Source organism: Haliea sp., from assembly GCF_041395985.1.
GTDB lineage: Bacteria > Pseudomonadota > Gammaproteobacteria > Pseudomonadales > Halieaceae > Haliea.
In genome coordinates this window covers 226589-251099 of sequence record NZ_JAWKZJ010000004.1, presented here as the reverse complement: position 1 = coordinate 251099, position 24511 = coordinate 226589, and the positions used below count along the sequence as shown (strand labels likewise).

Here is a 24511-nt window from a genome sequence, read left to right as displayed (position 1 = left end):
GTGGCCTATGAATTCTGGAGTCTCATCGGTTTTAAAGATGATGTTTTTTGCCGCCATTTGCAAGCCCGCGGACACGCCGCCAACTCGCGACGCCTATTGTGCCGACGGGGCCCGACGGTTGATCACTTCATCCACCAGGCCGTATTCCTTGCTTTGCTCGGCGTTCATGAAGCGATCGCGCTCGGTGTCGCGCTCGATGGTCTCAAGACTCTGGCCGGTATGCTCGGCCATGAGCTCGTTCAGACGCCGACGAATGATGAGGATTTCGCGCGCCTGGATGTCGATATCTGAGGCCTGCCCCTGTGCGCCGCCGCTGGGCTGGTGAATCATGGTGCGTGCGTTCGGCAGGATGAAGCGCTTGCCTGCAGCACCACCGGAGAGCAGGAACGCACCCATTGAGGCCGCCTGGCCAATACACATGGTGCTGACATCGGGCTTGATGAACTGCATCGTATCGTAAATGGACAGCCCGGCGGTCACTGAACCCCCCGGCGAGTTGATGTACAGGTGAATGTCCTTGTCGGGGTTTTCCGACTCGAGGAACAACAATTGGGCGACAATAAGATTTGCCATGTGGTCCTCTACCGGGCCCACCACGAACACCACGCGCTCTTTGAGGAGGCGCGAATAAATGTCGTAGGAACGCTCGCCGCGTGCAGTCTGCTCCACGACCATCGGGATAAGGCCCAGATTGTTGACATTCATTGTGTTACGGCCGTCCGGCAAGTTCGCCATGCAATCGTTTCCTTGGTTATGTATGGGGGCGCCGCCAGTGACGGCGCCCGGGTGTGCACTCAGCGCTGGCTCTGGGCCTGCGCAATCGCCTCCTGGTAGCTGCAGGGCTCGTCGGTCACCTCAGCTGACTCCAGCAGCTTGTCGACCACGCTGTCCTCAAGGACCTTGGACTCGACGGATGACAGCTGCTCCGGGTTGCCATAATACCAGTTGATGACCTCTTCCGCGTCCTGATACGTTGCGGCGAGTTCCTCAATGGTTTCCCGCACTTTGGCGGGGTCGGCCTTGAGCTCGAACTTGCCGATCATCTCGGACAACACCAGCCCCAGTTTGACCCGGCGCTCGGCGTTGTCACGGAACATGTCATCCGGCAGCAGGGAGTCCAGATCCAGTCCCTCGGGCGCCGCTCCACCAAACTGCTGGAACATCTGCTTGCGCAGGGCCTGGATTTCCTGCTTGACCAGCGCCTTGGGCACTTCCAGCGCCTTGTGCGCCTCGACCACCGCGTCCATCACCTGCTGCTTGACCCGACTAGTTACGGCATTTTTCAGCTCCCGGGTCATATTTTCTGCAACTTCCTTGCGGAATTGTTGCTCACCGCCCTCCTCAACGCCGTAGAGCTTGAACAGGTCCTCGTTGAGGGGCGCCAGCACCAGCTCCTTCACCTCGTTAACCTTGACCGCAAACTGCACCGCTGCACCGCGCAGATCTTCGTTGTGATAGTCCTCGGGGAAGGTGAGCTCGAGGGTTTTTTCGTCGCCGGCAGCCAGCCCGACAATCCCGTCCTCAAAACCCGAGATCATCCGTCCGGAGCCAAGCTCCAGATCGGTTCCCTCGGCGCTGCCGCCGTCGAAGGCCTCGCCGTCGCGGGTACCCACGTAGTCCAGGTTGACGATGTCGCCCATTGCCGCGGCGCGCTCAACCGTTTCACGCGTGCCCTGCTGTTTGCGGAACACATCGATAATGTTGTCCACATCCGCGTCTGTGACCTCGGCAACCGGCCGGGTGACGGCAAAACCGGACATGGAAACGACCTCCACTTCCGGAAAGACCTCAAAGGTGGCGACGTACTCAATGTCCCGGCCCGCTTCCAGGCTGCGCGGTTCAATGCTGGGCTGGCCCGCTGGACGCAGCTTTTCCTGCACCACTGCCTGCTGGAACGAGCGACTCATAACCTCACCCAGCACTTCCTGACGCACGCCCGCACCGTAGCGCTGACGCATGACTTTCATTGGCACCTTGCCGGGGCGAAAGCCGGGCAAGCGCACGTTCTGAGCGGCCTTTTGCAACCGCGAATCGACCTCACTGTCGACCTGAGCGGCGGGCACGCCGACGGTCAAGCGGCGCTCCAGGCCCGAAGTCGTTTCAATGGACACCTGCATGGTTATTCCTCACAATCCAGTCGGTAGTGGGCGCCGGTGCGCCCCGTCATCAGAACGACCCTGCCCCGGGGCCAGGGTCGCTGTCAGTTGGTGCGGAAGGAGAGACTCGAACTCTCACGCCTTGCGGCACTGGAACCTAAATCCAGCGCGTATACCAATTTCGCCACTTCCGCGTGTCGGGAAACCGCTATTGCGTTACGACGCAGTGCTGAAATAACCCTGCAAATACGACGTAACCTGTTGATTTTTCTGGCCTTGATGGCCTAAAAAAACGCAATTTTGAGTTCTCGCAAGGCTGCGGATTCTGCCACAAACCGGAATGCGGCACAACCGCGACCGATGCTGACCCAGAGGCTAATCCGTGAGACAGGCCGGGTCGAAGGCATAATCCCCACGCAGCCAGCCCACCACCTCGCCGGCAGCCGGGCCGGGGAGGCCCGCGTATTCCCCGGCCAGCGCCAACCGGCGCTGTGCTGACATCCCGGAAAGCCCGGCCACGCGAAATTCCTCCGCATCGCGCTGCAGGCAGCGCCACAGCGACGCGCCCAGCAGTTGCTCAGGGAGATCGGGGTGCGGGCCGGCCCCCTCTGCATAGAGACCGGCCAGCCCCAGGAGTGCTGGCAGGGAGCAGCGCCCCTGCAGCATGGGATTGCACAGGTGACCGGTGACAACCGAGGGATCCAGAACGCCGGCGCGCTGGCTGAGCGGTGCGAGATACAGATGGTCGCTGCGCAGAGCGCCGTCGTTGACGGGATAGTTATCCCAGAGCATCACGGGGCGTCCGAGCGCGCCCGCGGCCCGCTGCAGGTCGTCCCGCGTGATGGCCTCGGCGCAGACGCGGTTACCGGTCCAGAATATATCAACCCCGGGGTCCAGCAGGCGCCCCAGGTCGGGCCAGTAGTCCGCTGGCATCCGGCCAAAATGACGCTCCAGCACCGGATCAAAAGAGTAGTAGGTGGGACAGACAAGCAGGCGGCCTGCATCACTCCAGTCGAGGACGTCAGCGACGATCTCCGCCTGACGCTCGGCGAGGTCGGCCTGCTCGCCCGGCATGTCATCGAAGAGAATCGCCAACAGGGAGGCCGGAAGCTCATTCAAGCGCCGGATTTTGTCACGCAACTGGCGCCGCTGCCCCTGCCCGTAACGTCCATACAGTTCGAACGGTGACAGACCAACGCCGAAGAACAAGCCCCGCTGCTGGTAGTGTGCGGCGAGTTGCGCCAGGGCATGCCACTCCTCAGCCGGCCAGTCTTCCTGCCAGCGCTTGCGCAGCCAGGGGTCACCCTTGGGCGCGTACAGGTAGGTGTTGAGGCCAAGTGCCTGCAGGAACCCGGCATAGGACAGCCTCAGTTCGTGCTGCCAAGGGCGTCCGTAGAACCCCTCCACAACGCCGATGAGCCGGTGACGCAACATGGTTTAGCGCTCGCTTATTCTAAATTAAAATATGTATCAAGGTTTTTATCGTAAATCAGCCTAATGATTCGGCCTCGAGACTGTGGAAAATTACCACTGATAGGCGATACTAAATATGTGGCTGCTTTTCCCCTGACTCGAGCGAGCAGCCACTTGGAGCGTACCCAACGCTCTGAAAGGGAAGTAATTCCTTTTGTGTTTCACTCCTAATGGTCTTCTTGGGTCCCTGGCGGGACCCATTTTTTTTACCTGAACGCCGCGTGCAAGGCTACATGGTATGGGTCGGACGATCCGATCCCAGCGACCCCGCGAGATGGTTCTCGATCTTGCTGTTGGCGGCGGCATCCTGTTCACTGAACTGCACGCCGATACCTGCTGTGCGGTTACCCTGCGCGCCCCGGGGCGTGACCCACACGACCTTGCCGGAGATCGGTATTTTCTCCGGCTCGTCCATCAGGGTCAGCAACATGAAGACCTCGTCCCCCACCTTGTAGGTTTTGTTGGTGGGCACGAACAGTCCGCCGTTATGCAGAAAGGGCATATACGCCGAATACAGCACGGCTTTGTCCTTGATGGTGAGCGACAGAATCCCGTTGCGGCTACCCGCTGCAGAATCACTCATGGTGCGATCTCCTCTGAAGACGGACGCATGGTAGCACCGCTGCGCATCACACCAAAGCCATCCGCCAGACTGATCAGCACACTTTCCAGCGCCAACTGTGGATTCGGGTTGGAGCCGGCGGCGATAGCCGCCTGCAGCGCTTGCAGGCGGTCAAGCAGGTGAAACAGCGGCTGCGCCCTGCGCAGCGCAGCCTGATCCTGCCGGCACAAGTACAACTGTAGAAACAGGGCGATGTCGCGCAGCGCCTGGGTGAGCTCCAGCTGGGCGAAGCGCGCCGCCACAACCGGTACCGTTGCCCTGCCCCGGGCCAGGTCGCCCAACGCGGTGCGGCGCTCCCGCAGGGGTCCGGCGCCGCCTTCGGTAAACAACTGCTCTGCGAGCAGCGGCACGCCGCCGGCGAGTGCGAGCAGGTCAGCCGCACCCGCCTCGTCACCAGTGACGCGCTGCAGCCACGGCAGGCACTGATCAGGGCCCGGGAGGGGCAGTTTTAGCAACTGGCAGCGGGAACGCACTGTTGCTGGCATGCCCTGCAAACGCTCCGCGATCAGGATCAGGTGAGTGTCTGCAGAAGGCTCCTCCAGTCCTTTCAGGAGTGCGTTGGCAGCGCCGTGCGACAGGCGCTCGGCCGGGCTGAGGACCACAACCTTGCGTGCGCCGAACCCCGCCGTGCGGTAGACAAAGGCAACCGCCTCTCTCACCTGCTCAATGCGTATCACCTTGCTGGAGCCTTCCGGTTGCAGCCAGCGAAAGTCACCGTGACTGCCCGACTGACTGAAACGGCAGGCCCTGCACGCGCCACAGTTGTGGCCGGCGACGGGTTGGTGGCATAGCAGATAGCGCGCCAGTGCCAACGCCAGCCGCTGTTTGCCGACGCCCGCCGGGCCAGCAAGAAGCAGCGCGTGTGGGAGCTGTTGGCGACTGACCTGCTCCTGCAGCCGCGCCCAGGCCTCAGCCTGCCATGGCAAAGGTACGCTGACTTCAGGCAGGTCCTGCAGGTTCATTTTGCCACCGGGTGTCGCGGTGCCCAGCAGGCGAACAGCTCCGCGCATATCTCCTCAATGCGCGTCTGCACCGCGGCCAGCGGCTGACTGGCATCGACAACGTGATAGCGACCGCTGCTCTCCCGGGCGAGTTGCAGATAGGTATCGCGTACACGCTCAAAAAAGGCCAGTTCCTCGCGCTCGAAGCGGTCCAGCTCACCGCGGCCCCTGACACGCTCAAGCCCCGTGGCTACGGGCGCATCGAGCAGGAGCGTGTAGTCAGGCCGCAACTCCCCCTGCACCAGCGTTTCCAGCGCGCGCACGGTTGCGGCCGGCAACCCGCGACCGCCACACTGGTAAGCGTAGCTGGCATCGGTGAAGCGATCGCAGATCACCCACTTGCCGGCGTGCAGCGCGGGCTGTATGACATCCTGCAGGTGCTGGGCGCGCGCCGCAAACAGCAGCAGCAACTCGGCCATCGGCACCACGGGCTCCTCTCTCGGGCGCAGCAGCACTGCGCGGATATCTTCACCCAGACGGGTGCCACCGGGCTCGCGTGTCACCACGAGGTCCACGCCACGAGCCTCTAAATAGGCCTGAATACAGGCAATATTGGTGGATTTTCCTGCACCTTCACCGCCTTCGACGGTGATAAACAGACCGCGTGCTGTGACCATGGTCAGGGACTCTCCGGAGATGAACGGTAATCTTCGCGCCGTTGCAGCTGGTATTTACGCACGGCACGCTCATGCCCTTCAAGCGTGGTATTGAACTCGTGGCTGCCATCACCACGCGCGACGAAAAACAGGGTTTCACCCGCCGCGGGCTGCAGAGCGGCCTGCAGTGCCGCACGCCCGGGCAAGGCGATCGGTGTCGGTGGCAGCCCAGCGTGCCGGTAGGTATTGAAGAGATTGTCCGCGTCCAGCAGGTGGCTGCGGCGCAGATTGCCATCGAAGGCATCACCCAACCCGTAAATGATGGTCGGGTCGGTTTGCAGCCGCATACCACGCTGCAAGCGACGCACAAACACCCCCGCAATTTCTCCCCGCTCTTCGGGTACACCGGTTTCACGCTCTATAATGGAGGCCATGATCAGGGCTTCGTAGGGGGAGTCATAGGGCAGATCCGCGTCGCGTATTGCCCACTCCTGTTCCAGCGCTTCCAACAGGGCGCGGTGTGCACGACGCAGGATATCGAGATCGCTGTCGCCGCGCTCGTAGCGGTAGGTTTCCGGCAGAAACAGACCCTCGACCGCCTCGTACGGTGCGACGAGCTGCAACAACCTGGCATCATCCGGCCCTGACAGGACGCTCTCCAGCGCACTCTCGCGCTGCAGAATGGCAAGCGCCTGTGCCACTACGATGCCCTCGGGAAGCGTCACCTGGTACTGCACTACGCGCCCACTGACCAGCAGCGCCAACAGGCTTTCAGCCGTGAGCCCGGGCTCCAGCGCGTACTCCCCCCGCCGAATCCGGGCATCGAGCCGGTGGTAGCGCGCCCAGAGCAGCAACAGCTCCGGGTGCGGCAATACGCCCTCCGCCTGCAGACGCTCGGCTACCGAGCGCAAGCTGTCTCCCGGGTGTACCGTGAGCAGCAGCCCCGACTCCGGCAGGCGCAGGGGGGCCTGCCACCTCTGCCAGGCCTCACGTGCCACGAGCAGGGCAAAGAGGACCGCCAGAACCAGCGCCAGTAGCAACGGACGGCGCCAGCGCGTCACCGCTGCAGCCACTCGCCATAAGCGGCATGCAAGCGCCGGGTGACAGGGTGCAGACCCCAGTTGCGATCGCGAAACCCGCCTACCGGCCGCAGACCGGTGAGGGCGTTGCAATAGAACACTTCATTGGCCGCCAGCAGCTGGTGCAGCTGTAGCCGGGATTCCGCCGCCTGCAGACCGCAGGCTGACGCAAGGTGATCCAGCAGCAGGCGACGGCGGGTACCGGCGATCCCCGCATCAAGCAAGATGGGTGTGAGGAGCCGCTTGCCCGCCACCAGAAACAGATTGCCCGAGGACACCGACAGCGGTGCACCAGACTGATCCAGCATCAGCACCTCGTCCACCCCAGCCTCCATCGCGTCGGCAGCGGCCAGCACCTGTTCCAGTCGGTTCAGGTGTTTCACGCCCGCCAACTGCGGCTGCTTGCCCCACCGGACCTGTGTCTCCCCGAGCGTGGCGGGTTCCGGGAACACTGACGGGTCGTACGCCATCTCTGACACGCTGATGACAACCCGCGGTGTGGCCACCTGCGGCGGCGCATAGCCCCGCGGCCCCGTGCCTCGCGACACTGTCAGGCGCAGCGCTGCGTAGCCTTTCACTGCGCGCAGGGAATCCAGAACGGTATCGAGGTGCTGCCGGGCAAGCGGCAGTGCCTCCGGCATACGCAAACACGCCAAGCCGATAGCCAGTCGATCAAAGTGGAGGCTGGCCAACACCGGTTGACCGTCCCGCAGGAGCATGGTTTCAAAGACCCCATCGCCGTAGGCGAACGCCCGATCCGGCAACTGCAGTGCGTCGCCGGGTGTGCCGTCAATCCATGTCTGGGCCGCAACTACCACCCGGCCGGCATCAGCCGAGCTGACTGAACAGCAGGGACCCGTTGGTGCCGCCGAAGCCGAAGGAGTTGGAGAGCGCGTGCCGGATACGGCGCTCCTGTGCGGTATGCGGCACGTAATTGAGAACGCAACCCTCGTCCGGATTGTCGAGGTTGATGGTCGGAGGGGCTACCTGATCGCGCAGGGCCAATATGGAAAAAATGGCCTCCACGGCCCCCGCAGCACCCAGCAGGTGACCGATCATGGACTTCGTGGAACTGACCGCGACCGCTTCTGACGCGGCCCCCAGCACTGTCTGGATCGCGCGACTTTCAGCAAGATCACCGGCACTGGTCGATGTGCCGTGTGCGTTGATGTAGTCAATCTGGTCGACGGATACCGCGGCATCGGAGATGGCATTGCGCATTGCAGCAGCCGCGCCGCGACCATCCTCCGGCGGCAGCGTCATGTGATACGCGTCGCCGCTCATGCCAAAGCCGGTGATTTCCGCGTAGATATTGGCACCCCGCGCTTTCGCCGACTCATACTCTTCGATCATCAACACCCCTGCGCCGTCACCCAGCACAAAGCCGTCGCGATCGCGATCCCAGGGACGCGAAGCCGCTGCCGGATCGTCATTGCGCGTTGACAGCGCCCGGGCGGCGGCAAAACCCCCGAGGCCGACAGGTGTCGTGGCCATCTCGGCACCGCCCACCAACATGGCATCGGCATCGCCGAGGGCAATCAGGCGGGCACCGAGGCCGATGTTGTGCGTGCCCGAGGTACAGGCCGTGACCACAGCGAGATTCGGACCCTGAAGATTGTAACGGACAGAGAGATTGCCCGAGATCATGTTGATAATGGAACCGGGCACAAAGAAGGGTGAAATCTTGCGTGGCCCGGAGCGCGCCACGATCTCCGTATTTTTCTCGATCTGGCCAATGCCGCCGATGCCGGACCCTATGGCACAGCCAATGCGGTGGGCGTTGGCGTCCGTCACCTCGAGCCCGGAATCCAGCATTGCCTGTATCCCGGCGGCCATCCCGAACTGCACAAAGATGTCCATTTTACGGGCGTCTTTGTCGCTGAAATACGGCGTGCTGTCGAAGCCTCTGACACTGGCACTGAACCGCGTGCTGTAGGCCTCGACATCAAACGCGACAATCGGTGCGACACCGCTTTTGCCGGCAATGATATTTTTCCAGGTTTCCTGCACATCGAGCCCCAGTGGGCTCACCATGCCAAGACCTGTGACAACAACGCGTCTGCCAATCACCGAACGCACTCCCCGGTTGAATCAGGTGCTGGAAGCATAAATAAGAAAAGCCGCTCTATCAAAACATAGAAACGGCTCTTCCGGTTACTGCGGGGACAATCTCAGGCGAGATTTTCCTTGATGTAGTCGATAGCCAACTTCACCGTAGTGATCTTCTCGGCTTCTTCATCGGGAATCTCGGTTTCAAACTCTTCTTCCAGAGCCATCACCAGTTCCACCGTGTCCAGTGAATCCGCGCCCAGGTCTTCGACAAAAGACGCTTCCGTCTGAACTTCTTCTTCCTTGACGCCAAGCTGCTCTGCGACGATCTTTTTTACGCGTTCTTCAATGCTGCTCATTTTATGTATAACTCCTGACAAAAAAGTCTGAATGAAACCTGGTCACCCGGCCCAAGAGCGCATTTTACTCTGTTTTGCGCCGGAGTAATAAATTTTTTTTGGGCGCCGACCGCCAGCATGCGGCAACGCGGCGCCGCATCCGTTACGCCATGTTCATGCCACCGTTGATATGGATAGTCTCGCCGGTGATATAACCCGCGTGCTCCCCGCACAGAAAAGCCACCAGGGCACCGATTTCCCGTGCCTCGCCGAGACGTGCGAGGGGAATCTGGCCGAGCATCGCCTCACGCTGTTCGTCACTCAGTGCACGCGTCATATCGGTATCAATAAAGCCCGGAGCGACACAGTTGACCGTCACGGCGCGGGAGCCCAGTTCACGCGCCAGCGCCCGCGAAAAACCCTCCACACCCGCCTTGCTCGCCGCGTAGTTGCTCTGCCCGGCATTACCCATTGCGCCCACTACCGACGTGATATTCACGATTCGACCCCAGCGGGCCTTGGTCATGCCACGCAGGCAGGCCTTGCTGACCCGGTAGACCGCGCTCAGGTTGGTGTCGATGACGGCCTGCCATTCCTCTGCCTTCATGCGCATCAGAATATTGTCGCGCGTGATACCCGCATTGTTGACCAGTACCAGCGGCGCGCCGAATTGCGCGCTGATACCCTTGACCACATCCTCGACGGCAGCCTGGTCAGCCACATCCAGCGTCATGCCACAGCCCTCGAAACCGCCGTCCCGAAGATACTCACCGATGGCAGCGGCTCCCGCTTCAGTGGTCGCGGTGCCCACGACGACATACCCATCGGCTGCAAGCTGTTCCGCGATAGCACGGCCAATGCCACGGCTGGCACCCGTCACCAGCGCAACTTTCTTTTCCTCACTCATCCCTGCTCCCCTTCCTTATTGCTGTTCCAGATCTGCTCAGGCCAGGGCCGCAAGCGTATCGGCAAGCCCTGTGGGCTCTTCCAGTGAGTGACTCTGCAACGCACCGTCGATGCGCTTGTTGAGTCCGCTCAGCACCTTGCCCGGGCCACACTCCACCACCTGCGTGACGCCCTGCGCCGCCATGTAGGCAACGCATGCCGTCCACTGGACGGGACTGTAGATCTGCTCTACCAACAGGCTGCGAATGCGCTCGGGGTCGGATTCGGGTCGTGCATGAACATTGTGCACGACGGGTATGGCGGGCGCCTGAATTGCAATAGAGGCCAACACCTCGGCGAGTCGCTCGCCGGCCGGACGCATCAGCGACGTATGGAAAGGTGCGGAGACCGGCAGCGGCATCGCGCGCTTTGCCCCCGCGGCTTTCAGCGCCGCGGACGCCTGCTCGACCGCCGCGGCGTGGCCGGCAATCACCACTTGACCAGGCGAGTTGAAATTGACCGCAGCCACCTCGCCGTCGCCCGCGGCGCTCACCTCGCCACAAATACGGTCGATACTCTCATCGTCCAGACCGATGATCGCCGCCATGCCGCCCTCGCCTAACGGGACCGCTGTCTGCATGAACTCACCGCGCTGGCGTACCAGGCGCACGGCATCGTCAAAAGCGAGCGAACCGGCGCAGACCAGTGCAGAAAATTCGCCGAGGCTGTGCCCGGCGAGCAAGGCGGGTTCCGCGCCGCCCGCCGCGCGCCAGGCGCGCCACAGGGCGACACTGGCGGTCAGCAGGATGGGCTGGGTGGTGGCTGTGAGATTCAGTGCCTCCTGCGGCCCCTCCTGCACCAGACTCCACACGTCCATACCGAGCGCCGCGGAGGCTTCATCAAAGGTCTCGCGCACCGCCGGGAAGGCAGCGTGAGCACCGGCAAGCATGCCGACTTTCTGTGACCCCTGGCCGGGAAACACAAATGCACAGTGACTCAACGTCATATCAATAGCACCCTCTAACGTTTACACGGTACCGGCGACGGTCGCGCCGGTTACCGCGAGTGTAGAACAGCCAGCGCGCGCCAGCCTGAAAATGCAAAACGGGAGCCTGGGCTCCCGTTTTGATTTCGCTACCATTACCGACACGTAGACTGTGAACAGCCTGCAGTGCCAGCCGGAACGGACTTACTCGTCGTTGCCGGTGTTGACCACTTTCTTGCCGCGGTAGAAGCCATCTGCCGTCACATGGTGACGACGGTGGGTTTCACCGGAGGTCTGGTCGACGCTCAGCGTCGGGCCGGAAAGTGAGTCGTGTGAACGACGCATGCCGCGGCGTGAACGTGATTTCTTGTCCTGTTGAACAGCCATGTCTTACTCCTGATGGGTATCGCCGGGCTTTAACTGCGCCAGCACGTCAAACGGGTTGGGCCTGTCGACGGGCTCGTCTGCTACGCGCTCCGCGGCGAGGTCCGCCAAAACTGTGTTGCATTCCGCCTGCTCGTGATAGCTGAACGGCGGCATTGCCAGAATCAGCTCATCCTCGACCAGTTCCCGCAGCGAAACCTCGTCCTCACCGGCTATCAGTGGATCGAGACTCGCCGGCAAATGACGGGCCTGCTCATCCGTCCAGACCACCGCGAGGGTGCTCTCCGAATGTAGCGCAGCCGACATGGGCCGCAGGCACCGCTGGCAGGTAACCGTGACCGCACTGTCAGTCACCACCCGCACAACGTACCTGCCCTCCTCATCCCTGGACAGCGCCAACTCCGCTTCAACAACACCCTCGTCTGCGGCCAGCAGATCCCGAAAACGGGGCAATTCCAGCGGTTTGAGCGTGCCCCTGATGGTCGCGCCACGCGTGGCAGCCTTGCGGACGTCCAGCGACGCGGGAAGGGGGTCGGTCAACATAGGCGCGCATCATAGGGGCGGTTTACCCCTTTGTCAAAAAATATCTTTAGAATACAACCAGTTCACAGCCTTCACTGCCGCTTGCGGAAAACCTGATCATGGACCTGATACTTGCCTCGACCTCACCCTACCGCAAAGCCTTGCTGGCGCGCCTGCAGCACCCCTTCCGCTGCCTGCCACCCGACACCGATGAGACGCCCCTGGCTGGCGAGACCGGTGCACAGCTGGCCCTGCGTCTGGCACTGGCCAAGGCACGTTCAGTCGCCCAGGCTCACCCCGGCGCCCTGGTAATCGGTAGCGACCAGGTGGCGGAGCTGGATGGCCGGCTGATCGGTAAACCCGGCAGCGTGGAAAACGCCAGGCTGCAGCTGACGTCAAGCTCCGGGCGCACCGTGCGCTTCCTTACCGGACTGGCGGTCTGCCGGATTGCCGACGACCTGGAGCTAACCCATGTGGAACCTTTCAACGTGCATTTTCGCCCCCTGTCCCAGGCGGCGATCACTGCCTACCTCGAGCGGGAGCCGGCGCTGGACTGCGCCGGCAGCTTCAAATGTGAGGGCCTGGGCATCGCCCTGTTCGAGCGTATGGAAGGCGACGACCCCAGCAGCCTTGAAGGCCTGCCGCTGATCGCCCTGACCCGCCTGCTCGGCGAGGCGGGCTACCCGATACTGGCCTGAGACAGCACATGGGGCAGTTCCTTTAACGCAGCCAGCCGGTCAATCAGGGCCAGCGGGCGGTGGCGCAGAAGCTGTTCGCGCGAGTGCACGCCGAAGGTCACGCCCACCGAGGGCATGCCGAGGCGCCGCGCCATCTCCAGATCGTATTCTGAGTCGCCCACCATCAGGGCGGAGTGCGCCGCTTTGCCGCGCTCCAGCAGGATTTCTTCCAACATCAACGGATGCGGCTTGGAGCGTGTCTCATCGGCACAGCGTGTGCTATGGAAGTAGCCCTCCAGGCCCAGACCCTGCAGGACACGATCCAGCCCCCGTCGACTCTTGCCCGTCGCAACGGCCACTTCAAACCCGGATGCGCGCAGCCAGTCCAGTGTCTCCAGGGCGCCCTCGTGCAGGGTCGCCGGCCCGGGGTCCAGCGCACGGTAACAGCGGGCATAGGCGGCCTGCATGGCCTCCTGCTGTGCTGCCGAACTGCCCGGGAACAGCAGGGGCATCGCGGTCACCAGACTGAGGCCGATGATGTGCCTGACGGCATCGGCCTCCGGCACCGGCAGGTCGCAGTCCTCCGCTGCCGCCTGCATGGCCTGCACAATCTGCTCCACGGAGTCGCAAAGCGTCCCATCCCAGTCAAATATAACTATCATATTCAATTAGATACGCGCATTTTCTAATATAGCCTCTAGATCTTTGTCGAGCGGCGCCTCAAGACGTAATTGCCCCGCGCCCGGCAAGGTAAAGGTCAGTGAGCGAGCGTGCAGGAACAAGCGACCCACCCCCAGCGAGCGCGCCAGCTCGGCGCAGGCATCGTCCATATACTTGTCATCGCCGAGAATCGGATGGCCGGCGAAGCGCGCATGCACGCGAATCTGGTGAGTACGGCCGGTGTAGGGCCGGGCCTCCACCAACGTGGCCCGGGAAAACTGCTCCAGCACCTGAAAACCGGTCACCGATGCCTTGCCCTCCTTCGCGACCCGAACCATACGCTCACCCGATTGCACGACATTTTTCTGCAGGGGGGCTTCCACCATGCGCCGCTCACGTGGCCAACGTCCCGCCACCAGCGCAACATAGCGCTTGTCTACCCCGTCGCCTCGCAGCTGCCGGTGCAACTCCCGCAATACCGCAGGCTTGCGCGCCACCAGGATGAGGCCCGAGGTATCCCGATCCAGCCGATGCACCAGTTCCAGATAGCGATCCTGGGGCCGCAGCTGCCGCAGGCACTCGATCAAACCGAAGTTCAGGCCACTGCCGCCGTGCACGGCGAGCCCCGAGGGTTTATTGATCACCAGCAGTCCCGCGCCCTCGAAGACGATGCGCGACTGGATTTCAGCCGCCCAGTAACCCGGCACCACCACCGGAGCACCGGGCTCGGGCTGGTGCAGCGGAGGCACCCTCAGCACATCACCCGCCACCAGGCGGTATTCGGCTTTCACACGCCCTTTGTTGATGCGGAACTCGCCTTTGCGCAGGCCCCGATAAATGCGTGTTTTCGGCACCCCTTTCAGCTCGCGCAGCAGGTAATTATCGAGTCGCTGCCCTGCGCTGTCCGCATCAATTTCGACGAAACGGACTGCATTGGGTACAGGGGTGGCTTGTGTTTTGACCATGGGTTCGGGAAATCACCAAATAATTGAAGCACTTAGCAAATGCAGGTATACTCCGGGCCGTGTAGCCAGGCTCGAGGGGTCTTACCCCCGACGCACAACGCAACCACTCCGGTGACAGCAGGGTCTGCCGACGTAACCGCAGCGCCCCACAGGAGACATCATACCCGCACTTGCGTGTGCAGGCACACAACGGATGTCGACGCGCCCGCCACCCACAGGGCATAGCCCGGGACTGAGGCTGAGCCGCGCCGATACAGTATGAACCGCGCAGTGAGACTGCCGGGACTCCGAATCAGTGAAAGCTTTGGGCAGTACGGCCGTATTCGTCAGGTGATGCGGCCCCGACCGGGTAACGACCTGCACGCGCAGGCTCTAACCGGCAGTACTACCCGGCGACAGGCAGACAACGGCCTCTCGCCCTGTACAGTTCACCTGAGCGTACTGAGTAGTACCTCACCACTGCGTGACCGGCCCAGCCGCCACGTCAGTGTCAGGACCGTTACTCGGCTATGTCCGGCCTCATGGCCGGCTGTATGGCTGATTCCCGCCCCGCCAGACCTGCGCGCACCAGGTAGAATGGCACATCATGAAAAAAATGCTTATCAATGCAACACAGCCCGAAGAGCTGCGCGTTGCGCTCGTTGACGGACAGCGACTGTACGATCTGGATATTGAAAACCGCACCCGTCTGCAAAAGAAATCAAATATCTACAAGGGCAAGATTACCCGGGTTGAACCCAGCCTTGAGGCCGCTTTCGTTGAATTCGGCGCGGAGCGTCATGGCTTTCTGCCCCTCAAGGAAATCGCCCGTGAGTACTTTTACAAGGATCCCGGCAACAGCGAGGGCCGCCTGAAGATCAAAGAGGTCGTAAAAGAAGGCACGGAAATCATTGTCCAGGTGGACAAAGAGGAGCGCGGTAACAAGGGCGCGGCCCTCACCACCTTTATCAGCCTGGCCGGTCGCTACATGGTGCTGATGCCCAACAACCCCAAGGCGGGCGGTATCTCGCGCCGCATTGAAGGGGACGACCGCAGCGAACTGCGCGAAGCCCTGAGTGGGCTGGAAATCCCCAACGGTATGGGGGTTATCATCCGCACGGCCGGTGTGGGACGCACCACCGAAGAGCTGCAATGGGACCTGAACTATCTGTTGCAGCTGTGGGAATCCATCACCGTCGCCAACAAGGAAGTGAAGGCCCCCGCGCTGCTGTTCCAGGAGAGCAACGTAATCATCCGCGCTGTGCGCGACTACCTGCGCGACGACATCGACCAGGTGTTGATCGACTCAGACGATGCCTATGCCGAGGCCTATGAATTCGTCAGCATGGTCATGCCGAAATACAAGAACCGTATTCGTCGCTACGAGGACACCATCCCCCTCTTCAACCGTTTCCAGATTGAAAGCCAGATCGAAACGGCTTTCCAGCGCGAGGTCCGCCTGCCCTCCGGTGGTTCCATTGTCATTGACCCCACGGAAGCACTGGTTTCCATCGACATCAACTCCGCCCGCGCCACCAAGGGCACCGACATTGAAGACACCGCCCTGCAGACCAACCTTGAGGCGGCCGATGAAATCGCGCGCCAGCTGCGGCTGCGGGACATGGGCGGCCTGGTGGTCATTGACTTCATCGACATGCTGGCCGCACGCAACCAGCGCGCTGTCGAAAACCGCATGCGCGATGCGCTGGAACTGGACCGCGCACGCGTCCAGGTGGGCCGCATCTCGCGGTTTGGCCTGCTGGAGATGTCGCGCCAGCGGCTGCGCCCGTCTCTTGGGGAAACCAGCGCCATTGTCTGCCCGCGTTGCACCGGTCAGGGCACTATCCGCGACACCAAGTCTCTCGCGCTATCCATCCTGCGCCTGATGGAAGAAGAAGCCATCAAGGATCGCAGTGCCGAGGTGCGCGCCATTGTACCGGTGGATGTGGCGGCGTACCTGCTCAACGAGAAACGCTCGGCCCTTTCCGATATCGAAATTGTCAGCCGCACACGACTGCTGGTGATTCCCAATCCGAATCTTGAAACACCGCACTTTGAAGTGCAGCGCCTGCGCGACGACGAAGTCAGCGAAGACCGCACCGTCAGTTACTCCATCGATATCGCGGTACCGGATACTGACCTTATCAGCGATTCGCACTCCGCCAACATTCCGCAGCAGGAGGCCGCCGTGCAACGCGTTGCACCGCAGATGCCTGCGCCGCAACCGGCGCCCGAGCGGGAGGAAACCACCGCCGAAGTGCCTGCGCCGAAGCGTAAGCGCGGCGGCAAGAGCACTGCCGCCAAAGCTGCCGAACCCGCCGCGCCCGCTGTGAAGCCGGGCCTTGTGACGCGACTGATGGGCATGCTGTTCGGCGAGCCCGCCAAGGCAGAAGAGCCGGCGCCCAAGCCGAAGGCCCGCAAAGCCGTCGCAGCCGAGCCAGACAGCGAGAACGGCGAAAAAAGTGGAGAGCGCACTGGCCGCAAACGCAGCCGCGGTGGCCGCCGCCGCAATGGCAACAATGCACGCAGCGCTGACCAGACCCGCAACGATCGCGACGAGGTGACTGATGCATCCGCACAGCCCACCAGGGGCGAGAAGCCAGACTCACGCAACCGGTCGCAGGACGACTCGTCAGAAGAGCGTCAATCCAGCGGCAACTCGCGTTCGCGGAGACGCGGTGGCAAGGGGCGTCGTCGCCCCGATGCCGAGCGCACCGTGGAGCCGGTAGAAGATCAGTCGGATGTCGATGCAGATGCTTCTGATGACGATAGCCTGGAAGCCTATGCCAGACGCCAGCAGGAAGCCCGGCAGGACGACTCCAGTGAAGAAGGCAGCAAGCCACGCAAGCGTCCCTCGGACATGAAGCGCAGCGAACCTCGCCGTCGCCGCCGCAGCCGCCCGCAGACGGATGCCGACACCGATGACACCGGTGTCACCGCACAGGCCGACACTGCACAGACAGCTGTGGACACCAGCGAGGCACCCGCAGACGCGCCGGCCAGCAAGCCGGTCGGTGCCGCTGAAGTGCTCGACAGCACGCCATTGGCGGCGCTGGAGAGCAGCACCAAAACCGACGCTGCCAGCAGCATAGATGGCGAGGACAGCGCCGCGATGACAGTCGAAGCGCAACCCGATACGGCAGTGCCCACGGCTGCGGAGCCGGATGTAGCGGCAAAAGCGCCTGAGCTTGCAGAGGCACCGGCGGCGGAACCTGCACCGGCCCCCGTTGCACCGGCTCCCGAAGCCGCTGCGTCGGAGGCCCCTGTGGCGAGGCCGGCTGGTCTCACCGCAGACGGACGCGCTGCCAACGACCCTCGCGTGGCACCGCGACAGGTGCAAGAGGTGGCGATTACCACCGCGCACCTGACGCTGTTCCGCGAAGAGCAGTTCCCACCTGTGGCTGCCAGCGGCCAGGTAGCACCGCGCGCCAGCAATGACCCACGGGGGCCGCGCCCTGGCGCTGCCGCAAGCGGTGTATCCGAGGGCTAGACGCACTGCAAAATGATGCGCACCGGCCCGTCAGGGCTTGTGCGCATTGGCAGGGACTGTATAATCCCGCTCTCTCGCTGAAGGCGGGAAAACAAACACGGTGGGCTGGCTGAGTGGTCGAAAGCGGCGGTCTTGAAAACCGTTGAGGGTTTATCCCCTCCCGGGGTTCGAATCCCTGGCCCACCGCCACACTAGAACCCCGGGCGAGTCTGTTGCCCGGGGTTTTTTTTGGCTTCGTACCGGGCGCCGCCGGCCTTTAGAACTTGTGCGAACGCAGGATTTCCACATCCTCCAGGTAGGTTATACCCGAATAATTCTGGAAGAACCGATCCGCCACCTCCACGGCTATTTTCTCCGCGGTGTCATGGGTGGCGGTGATCACCTCGATCTGCACATTACTGAAGCCGTCAACCACAGCGGCGCGTCCTGCAGCACGCACCCCGCGGCTACCCTTGCCGCCTGCAGCAAACACCGTATATCCGGTTGCGCCCATGGCCTCGATGATCTGCGCCACCTGCTCCAGGATCACTTTCTCGGTGATGATCACCACTTTCGCTGCCTTGAATGTCATGCGTCGCATCCTCTTGTGTGGGTCCTCGAACGCGGTTTCAACCGCTCCCGGGACGTCTTCGGTTTACAGCATAGCACCGCTGCTACAGGCCAAATACTGCCTGGGCCAGCGCCACATACAGCGGGATACCCACGGCGATGGCGACAGGCGTACCGACACTCGTCGAAGACCCAATGTACGCCGAGGGATTGGCCGAGGGGATTGCGGCGCGCAACGTCGGCGGACCGGAAATATCGGAGCTGGACCCCGCCATCACGGCAAGCAGAATCACCCCGCCCGGGCTGAAACCGGTGAGGACATGCGCCACATAGCCAAGGCCGAAGGCAATCAAGCCGTGCACCAGCGGCGCGAAGGTCGCATACACCGCATACCAGTGCGCCACCTTGCGCAGCTCGTTCAGGCGCGTGTACGCCTCCATACCCATGGTCAGCATCAGCACCGACAGCAGACCGCGAAACAGTGGATCGTAGAAACCTTCGTAGACAATCTCCGGCCGCGTGAACAAGCCCAGCGCCAGGCCCAGAAGCAGCGCGCTGAGTGCGGAACCGCGCAGGCTGCTCGTGATGATGGGCCAGATTCGTGTTTTGGCTTTCGCGCCCTCTTTCTTGCGCGCCAGGTACAGGTTGGCCAATACGATCGCGACAATCAGCGCCGGTATGTCCATAAATGGATACAGCGCAGGCACCCAGGCCTCAAAGGTCACCGCCTGCTCCTCCAGCATCACCATGGCGGCAGCCAATGTGGAGGCGCTCACCGCACCGAACAGCCCGGAGGTGGCAATTGCATCATCGGTCTTCACGCCGGGCAGTCGAGACAACACCAGACTGCCCACCAGTACAATGGCACACCCCACAACGACCGCAATGATCGCCGGTAACAACATGTCTGCGAGTTCGGCATCGCGAATTTCCAGGCCACCCTCCAGGCCAATGCGCATCAACAGCATGAACACGCAGAACTGGTAAATGGCATCCGGTATTTCCAGCTTGCTGCGAAATGCAGCCAGCAGCATGCCGCCAACCAGAAACGCCAGTGCGGGCGACTGGAACTGAACCAGGAAACGGGACAGAAAATCGAGTATGAGTTCCATAGGGCCTTTCCAACAGTTGCGTTGGACAGGCATGTTGCTCTCGCGATGAAGGCAAGTAAAATAGAATATTTATTTATTAACGTTCTTTTATAAAGAACTTTTAGAGGCGCTCTGCTCTGGCTCCGCCCCGCCGGTACTCCCCGCTCCTACCCATGGGCCATCTCAGGCACCCAGCCCGAGATTACGCAGCGCCGTGCGGAATGCATTGAACGGGCTGATAATCGCGTCTCCCAGCACAATGGCACAGCCGAACCAGTGGAAATAGTTCACCTGTTGCCAGCCCGGCCCATTGCTGCTGTTGCCCTCGATCAGGAACCAGGTAAGCAGTGCTGTACCCAGCATCACCGCCGTGATTGACCAGAGCAGGTCGAAAAAGAACGATGCCGTGTTGATGTCACCCGACTTGAAGAACTCGACGAACAGGACGAAGACACCCAAGCCGATGTACACGAACCCAAAATGCAGCTGCGACGCCATGTCAACTTCAAACTGGTAAAGCACCGCCGGATAGGCCACCACCAGCAGCACCCAGGGAAACCGCCCCAGAAAAGCACCGATGCCACCCCCGTCTTTCACCATAATGTGTGCGCCCACGTGCTGCTCTCCCTGTTGTGTTTCGCTTAATCATAGGGGGCTGAGTGGAAAAAACCAGCCCGAATCCGCCTAATCCTGCGGCGGGACCGCCAATGCGTCAGAAAACGCAAGGGCCTCTGGAAAGAAGGCGAGAAAACCCGCCTCAATCTGCGCCGCATGGCGATCGATCTCCGTTGCGCCATCTGCGAGCGGATTGCTGCGCTGCAATCTCCTGGACAGGCCGCGCAGCGTGCTCTCGACACCCTTCAGGGAATCGCAGCGGCTGAGCCAGTCGTGAGCCACGAGGCGCGGGGTCACCTCGGCGAGGGGCGCTGGCAGCTCATGCCGATGCGCGATAAGCAGGTCGTAGACGCTGGCTACAAAGGCGGCGCGCGGTAAGGCGGCAAACCGTTGCCAGTGCTGGATAAGGAAATAGTCAAAGGCGACATCCAGCAAAATGTTGGCGTAGCGCCTGAACGGTGGCGCAAACAGCTCCCGCAACTCCCGCGTGACCGCATGATCGTCGGTATACCGGTCGATCAGCCGATGGTGCTGCACTCCCTCGCGAAGCTTCGTTGACAGACCCTGCGGCGCCAGCGGACCCTTGATAAAGTCCCCGGTGACATTCCCCACACGGTGCAGCGGATCGGCGCTCGACAGCCGCGCATGCGCCAGGTGATTCACAGCGAAAAAACCATGATGGCACTACCCTTTCGGTTCCGGGGATGCGACCATTGCGGCCCCGAATAACATGACATGTTCCGGCTGGATGGTACTACGCCCCGCATTCCTGCGCGCACCCTGGCTTCACTTTCTTCTGCTTGGCGTGCTGCTGTACCTGCTTCAGGCACGGCTGTTCCCGCCTCCCGCCCCTGTAGTCGGGCCACTGCCACAGTCGCGCATCGAAGCCCTCACCGGCCAGTGGGTGGCGTTGACAGGGCGCACCCCCAGCACGGAGGAGCTCGCGGGCCTGAAGCGCACCGAGCTGGAGCAGGACATGCTGTTTCAGCGCGCACTGACCCTGGACCTGCACCGCCACGACCCCGTGGTACAACAGCGGCTGCTGCTGAACCTGCGCTTCCTCGGCCTGGCAGATGCCGACAGCTCTGACGCTGACCTGTTTCAGCAGGCACTGGACATGCGCCTGCACCTGGGCGACGAAGTCGTGCGCCGCCGCATGATCCAGGTCATGGAGCAGCTGATCGTCGCCAGCAATCCGCCGGCCGCACCGACCGACGCCGAAATCGAGGCCGCCTTCGAAGCGCGCAGCGCCGAACTGGAGCGCCCACCCCGCTACTCGCTGCAGCATGTCTATTTCAACCGGGAACGCGAGCCCGATGTGCCCGACATTGCCTTGCGCATCCGCGACAGCGCCATGACCCCGCAGCAGGCGCTGCCGCTGAGCTCGCCGTTCCTCCACGGTCATGCGTTCCGCCACCAGACGCCCGAACAGCTGGCGCGCACCTTCGGCGCCGTCTTCGTCGACAGGCTCATGGGCGAATCAACCGCCACGGGCGTGTGGATCGGCCCGCTCAGGTCGGCGTATGGCTTGCATCTGGTCTGGCTCGATGACGTTACCCCGGCGCGACCGGCACGCCTTGAGGAAGTGCGCGAACAACTCGCTCGTGACCTGGCTCAGCAGGCACGCACCCAGGCACTCCGAGCCGGAGTCGAGCGGCTTGCGACCCAGTACGAGTTCCGTCTGTGATGATCATCCGTTACCCATTGTTCACGCTGTGCGCCGCACTCCTGCTGACCTTGATACCGGCTGCAGCCCAGGCACACCGCTTCGCGCCTACCCTGCTGCAGCTGACCGAGCTGGAATCGGGTGACTACAATGTGGTGTGGAAAACACCCGCGCAAAGCAGCAGCCCCGTGCCGCTGGCGCCCGTCTGGCCCCTGGACTGCCGCGTGCGCTCAACAAGCCCGACCCAGCCAGAAGGCACCGGGCTGGTGACCACACTGCAACTCGCCTGCGGCGGTGATGAGCGCGCGCGGCTCGTCGGACAGCGCCTAGCCGTCGACGGTCTCGCCGCCAATCAGGCGTCCGTGATGCTCATGCTCAACCTGCAGGACGGCCGTCAGTACCAGCAGGTGCTGACCGCGGAACAGCCGTCCTTTATCGTGCCGGAAGCGCCGAGCGCAGCGCGCGTGATGGGCGAGTACAGCCTGCTGGGCATGGACCATATCTGGCGGGGCATCGATCACCTGTTGTTCGTCTTTGGCCTGCTGCTGCTGGTGGGCGGTGGCAAACGCCTGCTCTGGACCATCACGGCATTCACGGTGGGACACAGCATCACGCTGTCGCTGGTGACGCTGGGTTTCTTCAATTATCCCGTGGCGCTGGTTGAATTCACCATCGCCCTGAGCATTTTCTGGCTGGCACTGGCCCTGACATCGCACAATCAGCAGAGCCTGTCTCGGCGACATCCCTGGTGGCTGGCGGGAGGGTTCGGCCTGTTGCACGGCATGGGCTTTGCCGGCGCGCTGGCCGCGACCGGCCTGCCCGAGGGCAATCTGCCGCTGGCACTGCTGTTTTTCAACCTCGGCATCGAGGCGGGACAGATTGCGTTTATCCTGGTGGTGCTGCTGCTCTGGTGGCTGCTACACCGGGCCATTGCACCCTGGCGGAGCCATCTGGAACCGGTGCCGGTTTACCTGCTCGGGGGGCTCTCCGCCATGTGGTGCATTGAGCGCGGGCTGGAAGTGCTGGCGTGATGCACCAGCGACTTGCCGCTTCACTGTTCGGCGATCTCCCTCAGCCGAAGGTCGGCGGCGTGATCTCGCGCTCATCCTGCCAGACTACCTTCAGATCCCGCGACAGGTAACGCGCCTCGCCGGCACGCATCTCAATCACGTCCTGGTAGCGTATCCCCATGTCCAGACAGAGGGAGCGTCCATCGCGCTGATAGAAGTGCGACGCCACACAGTAGGTTTCGCCGCGGTACTGGTCGCCCTGCCAGCGCCCCGCAACCTGCCCGACCAGGTGAAAGGTGCTGTCGAACTGGCGCAGAAACTCCAGATTGCCGATAAACACCGCGCGCGAGTCCGCGGCAAAGCCCGGACCCTGCTGGGTGAACTCCGGCCACATCAGCGACTCCATCGCCGCGAAATTACGGTCATCCACCGTCGTGGCGTAACTCGCCGCCAACAACGCCGGGATCGTCTCCGGATTCATTGCGCTGCCTCGAAACTGGCCACGATGGCGGCGACCTCATCGCGCACCCGACCCGTCCCGTAGCCCAGTTCCCTGACACCCTCGGGGGTATAACTGACCGTGGCGCCGCGGCCCGCAAACATGATGATGTCCGGCAACAGCGGGTGCTCGTCGCTGCGCACTTCCAGCGTTTGCGGATTGCCCGTCTCTTCACACCACATCTCGAAGTAGGCTTTCCACGAGAGGTTTTCATCGCCCACCAGGTACGCGCGGCCCGGCTCACCTTTCTCCAGTGCACCCTGTACCGCCTCGGCCAGCGAGGCGGAGGTGATGTGGTTGGTGCCACCTTCGGGCGCAAACAGAGGCGCGCCTTCCATCAGCCCCTTGGCGTAGAGGTAGTTGTAATAGAGATGCGGTATTTCCAGGCCCGGCAGATGGCCGAGGACAAACGGTGCATTCAGGCTGCACACCGCGAAGCTGTCATCGCTCATGGCGCGGATGGCATCATCCGCCAGCTTGCGCGAACGCACGTAGGCGCTGGTTTCGATCTTTTCCGGCGCGACCTGGGGATAGAAAGTGCCGATATAGGCGGCTCGCTTGATGCCGGCCGCCTTCGCGGCCGCGAAGAATCGCGGAATGCCTTCGCTGTTATACCGGGTGTAGAACGCCTCCTCCGTTACCGAGCCATCCTGCGGCAGCTGCCGGATGTCCACTCCGGCGGCAAACACCAGCCAGTCGTAGCCCGCAAGGCGGCCGTCCGCAACGTCATCGTCGACGTAGTGTGTGGCAACAAAGGGCAGCTGCGCGAGTGCAGGCACCTTTGAGGGGGAGCGCGCCATGATGGTCACCTCATGCCCCGCCTGTGCCAGATGCAGCGCAGCATGACCGCCAATCAACCCGGTTCCACCGACCACCAGTACTCGCATATCCGTCTCCTCGCCTGTCAGGAATCATCGCCGGCGCGCACAGGTCGCCGGCAAAAGAACGATGAGTGTACCGGGTGCCCGCGCCAGCGGTTAAGCCCCGGGGGCAGATAAGGCACGGCCATGGCGCAAAAAGCAGGCACGAGGCTGCCATGTTGAACAACCGGCCTCCGTCACCCGCCGCGAGTGCGGCAGGCGCGTCCCGGTGCTCGTCGACGCTCGCCAGCGCAGCCCGACAGATCCACGACACGTTGCCCTGCGTAGTAATAACCGCTTGATTTCTATGGCTATAATCGAAGCGACCGGGGGCGGAATTCCTTGGAATCCGGGAACTTCGCCACTATGATGTGTCAAAGTAGTGTTCGCACCTTCGGTGCACAGTGATGGAGCGGTAAG

General features: G+C 62.4%; 26 protein-coding genes and 2 tRNA genes. 5 read left to right on the top strand and 23 right to left on the bottom strand.

The window, feature by feature from the left end; translation table 11 throughout:
- Positions 1-93: 93 nt before the first annotated feature.
- The 15 genes from clpP to R3E49_RS09700 all read right to left on the bottom strand — a co-directional run bounded on the left by clpP (position 94) and on the right by R3E49_RS09700 (position 12051).
- Positions 94-735 (bottom strand): ATP-dependent Clp endopeptidase proteolytic subunit ClpP, encoded by a 642-nt coding sequence (gene clpP, locus R3E49_RS09770; protein ID WP_371294868.1) that lies wholly within the window; start codon positions 733-735, stop codon positions 94-96.
- A gap of 59 nt (positions 736-794) precedes the next feature.
- The gene (gene tig, locus R3E49_RS09765; protein WP_371294867.1) at positions 795-2117 is read right to left on the bottom strand and encodes a trigger factor; all 1323 of its coding nucleotides are present in this window, start codon (positions 2115-2117) and stop codon (positions 795-797) included.
- An 88-nt stretch (positions 2118-2205) separates the two neighbouring features.
- Positions 2206-2290: transfer RNA gene (locus tag R3E49_RS09760), tRNA-Leu, on the bottom strand.
- Between the two features lie 181 nt (positions 2291-2471).
- A complete protein-coding gene (locus tag R3E49_RS09755) occupies positions 2472-3530 on the bottom strand; it encodes a beta-N-acetylglucosaminidase domain-containing protein (protein WP_371294866.1) in 1059 nt (352 codons plus the stop codon).
- 268 nt (positions 3531-3798) lie between these two features.
- The gene (locus R3E49_RS09750) at positions 3799-4152 is read right to left on the bottom strand and encodes a PilZ domain-containing protein (protein WP_027951014.1); all 354 of its coding nucleotides are present in this window, start codon (positions 4150-4152) and stop codon (positions 3799-3801) included.
- Complete coding sequence (gene holB / locus R3E49_RS09745; RefSeq protein ID WP_371294865.1) at positions 4149-5201, bottom strand: DNA polymerase III subunit delta'; 1053 nt, start codon at positions 5199-5201, stop codon at positions 4149-4151. Before holB ends, R3E49_RS09750 begins: the two co-directional genes overlap by 4 nt.
- Positions 5150-5809: a dTMP kinase gene (gene tmk / locus R3E49_RS09740; protein ID WP_371294864.1), complete on the bottom strand. Its 660-nt coding sequence runs from the start codon at positions 5807-5809 to the stop codon at positions 5150-5152. The genes holB and tmk overlap by 52 nt, the downstream gene beginning before the upstream one ends.
- Before the next feature lie 2 nt (positions 5810-5811).
- Positions 5812-6849: an endolytic transglycosylase MltG gene (mltG, locus tag R3E49_RS09735; RefSeq protein WP_371294863.1), complete on the bottom strand. Its 1038-nt coding sequence runs from the start codon at positions 6847-6849 to the stop codon at positions 5812-5814.
- The gene (gene pabC / locus R3E49_RS09730) at positions 6846-7685 is read right to left on the bottom strand and encodes an aminodeoxychorismate lyase (RefSeq protein ID WP_371294862.1); all 840 of its coding nucleotides are present in this window, start codon (positions 7683-7685) and stop codon (positions 6846-6848) included. The genes mltG and pabC overlap by 4 nt, the downstream gene beginning before the upstream one ends.
- A 10-nt stretch (positions 7686-7695) precedes the next feature.
- Positions 7696-8937, bottom strand: coding sequence for a beta-ketoacyl-ACP synthase II (gene fabF / locus R3E49_RS09725; protein ID WP_371294861.1), 1242 nt, complete (start codon positions 8935-8937; stop codon positions 7696-7698).
- Between the two features lie 101 nt (positions 8938-9038).
- Complete coding sequence (gene acpP / locus R3E49_RS09720) at positions 9039-9275, bottom strand: acyl carrier protein (protein WP_027951009.1); 237 nt, start codon at positions 9273-9275, stop codon at positions 9039-9041.
- Positions 9276-9417: 142 nt separating this feature from the next.
- Positions 9418-10161 (bottom strand): 3-oxoacyl-ACP reductase FabG, encoded by a 744-nt coding sequence (fabG, locus tag R3E49_RS09715; RefSeq protein ID WP_371294860.1) that lies wholly within the window; start codon positions 10159-10161, stop codon positions 9418-9420.
- A 36-nt stretch (positions 10162-10197) separates the two neighbouring features.
- Positions 10198-11145, bottom strand: a complete 948-nt coding sequence (gene fabD / locus R3E49_RS09710; RefSeq protein WP_371294859.1) for an ACP S-malonyltransferase — start codon at positions 11143-11145, stop codon at positions 10198-10200.
- 183 nt (positions 11146-11328) lie between these two features.
- Entirely contained in the window at positions 11329-11511 is a 183-nt protein-coding gene (gene rpmF / locus R3E49_RS09705; protein WP_290746645.1) for a 50S ribosomal protein L32, read from the bottom strand.
- Positions 11512-11514: 3 nt separating this feature from the next.
- Entirely contained in the window at positions 11515-12051 is a 537-nt protein-coding gene (locus tag R3E49_RS09700; RefSeq protein ID WP_371294858.1) for a YceD family protein, read from the bottom strand.
- Between the two features lie 98 nt (positions 12052-12149).
- On the opposite strand from R3E49_RS09700, the gene R3E49_RS09695 reads away from it, so the two are divergent.
- Entirely contained in the window at positions 12150-12728 is a 579-nt protein-coding gene (locus R3E49_RS09695) for a nucleoside triphosphate pyrophosphatase (protein ID WP_371294857.1), read from the top strand.
- Here the strand turns inward: R3E49_RS09695 and R3E49_RS09690 are convergent.
- A complete protein-coding gene (locus tag R3E49_RS09690) occupies positions 12710-13369 on the bottom strand; it encodes an HAD-IA family hydrolase (RefSeq protein WP_371294856.1) in 660 nt (219 codons plus the stop codon). The two genes, R3E49_RS09695 and R3E49_RS09690, sit on opposite strands and share 19 nt — an antisense overlap.
- A gap of 6 nt (positions 13370-13375) precedes the next feature.
- Entirely contained in the window at positions 13376-14332 is a 957-nt protein-coding gene (rluC, locus tag R3E49_RS09685; RefSeq protein ID WP_371294855.1) for a 23S rRNA pseudouridine(955/2504/2580) synthase RluC, read from the bottom strand.
- Between the two features lie 586 nt (positions 14333-14918).
- Here rluC and rne point away from each other — a divergent pair.
- Together rne and R3E49_RS09675 are read left to right on the top strand one after the other, a co-directional pair.
- Positions 14919-17801: a ribonuclease E gene (gene rne, locus R3E49_RS09680; protein ID WP_371294854.1), complete on the top strand. Its 2883-nt coding sequence runs from the start codon at positions 14919-14921 to the stop codon at positions 17799-17801.
- A gap of 99 nt (positions 17802-17900) precedes the next feature.
- A tRNA-Ser gene (locus R3E49_RS09675) sits at positions 17901-17990 on the top strand.
- Between the two features lie 67 nt (positions 17991-18057).
- On the opposite strand, the gene R3E49_RS09670 is transcribed toward R3E49_RS09675, so the two are convergent.
- From R3E49_RS09670 to R3E49_RS09655, 4 genes are all read right to left on the bottom strand, one after another.
- Positions 18058-18372 (bottom strand): P-II family nitrogen regulator, encoded by a 315-nt coding sequence (locus R3E49_RS09670; protein ID WP_371294853.1) that lies wholly within the window; start codon positions 18370-18372, stop codon positions 18058-18060.
- An 82-nt stretch (positions 18373-18454) separates the two neighbouring features.
- Positions 18455-19462, bottom strand: coding sequence for a sodium-dependent bicarbonate transport family permease (locus R3E49_RS09665; protein ID WP_371294852.1), 1008 nt, complete (start codon positions 19460-19462; stop codon positions 18455-18457).
- A 162-nt stretch (positions 19463-19624) separates the two neighbouring features.
- Complete coding sequence (locus R3E49_RS09660; protein ID WP_371294851.1) at positions 19625-20056, bottom strand: hypothetical protein; 432 nt, start codon at positions 20054-20056, stop codon at positions 19625-19627.
- A 69-nt stretch (positions 20057-20125) separates the two neighbouring features.
- Positions 20126-20719: an ACP phosphodiesterase gene (locus R3E49_RS09655; protein WP_371294850.1), complete on the bottom strand. Its 594-nt coding sequence runs from the start codon at positions 20717-20719 to the stop codon at positions 20126-20128.
- 85 nt (positions 20720-20804) lie between these two features.
- On the opposite strand from R3E49_RS09655, the gene R3E49_RS09650 reads away from it, so the two are divergent.
- Together R3E49_RS09650 and R3E49_RS09645 are read left to right on the top strand one after the other, a co-directional pair.
- Entirely contained in the window at positions 20805-21743 is a 939-nt protein-coding gene (locus R3E49_RS09650; RefSeq protein WP_371294849.1) for a peptidyl-prolyl cis-trans isomerase, read from the top strand.
- Entirely contained in the window at positions 21743-22753 is a 1011-nt protein-coding gene (locus R3E49_RS09645) for a HupE/UreJ family protein (protein ID WP_371294957.1), read from the top strand. Before R3E49_RS09650 ends, R3E49_RS09645 begins: the two co-directional genes overlap by 1 nt.
- A gap of 40 nt (positions 22754-22793) precedes the next feature.
- Here R3E49_RS09645 and R3E49_RS09640 read toward each other — a convergent pair whose 3' ends face one another.
- Positions 22794-23213, bottom strand: a complete 420-nt coding sequence (locus R3E49_RS09640; protein WP_371294848.1) for a nuclear transport factor 2 family protein — start codon at positions 23211-23213, stop codon at positions 22794-22796.
- The gene (locus R3E49_RS09635) at positions 23210-24118 is read right to left on the bottom strand and encodes an NAD-dependent epimerase/dehydratase family protein (protein WP_371294847.1); all 909 of its coding nucleotides are present in this window, start codon (positions 24116-24118) and stop codon (positions 23210-23212) included. The genes R3E49_RS09640 and R3E49_RS09635 overlap by 4 nt, the downstream gene beginning before the upstream one ends.
- Positions 24119-24511: the final 393 nt, after the last annotated feature.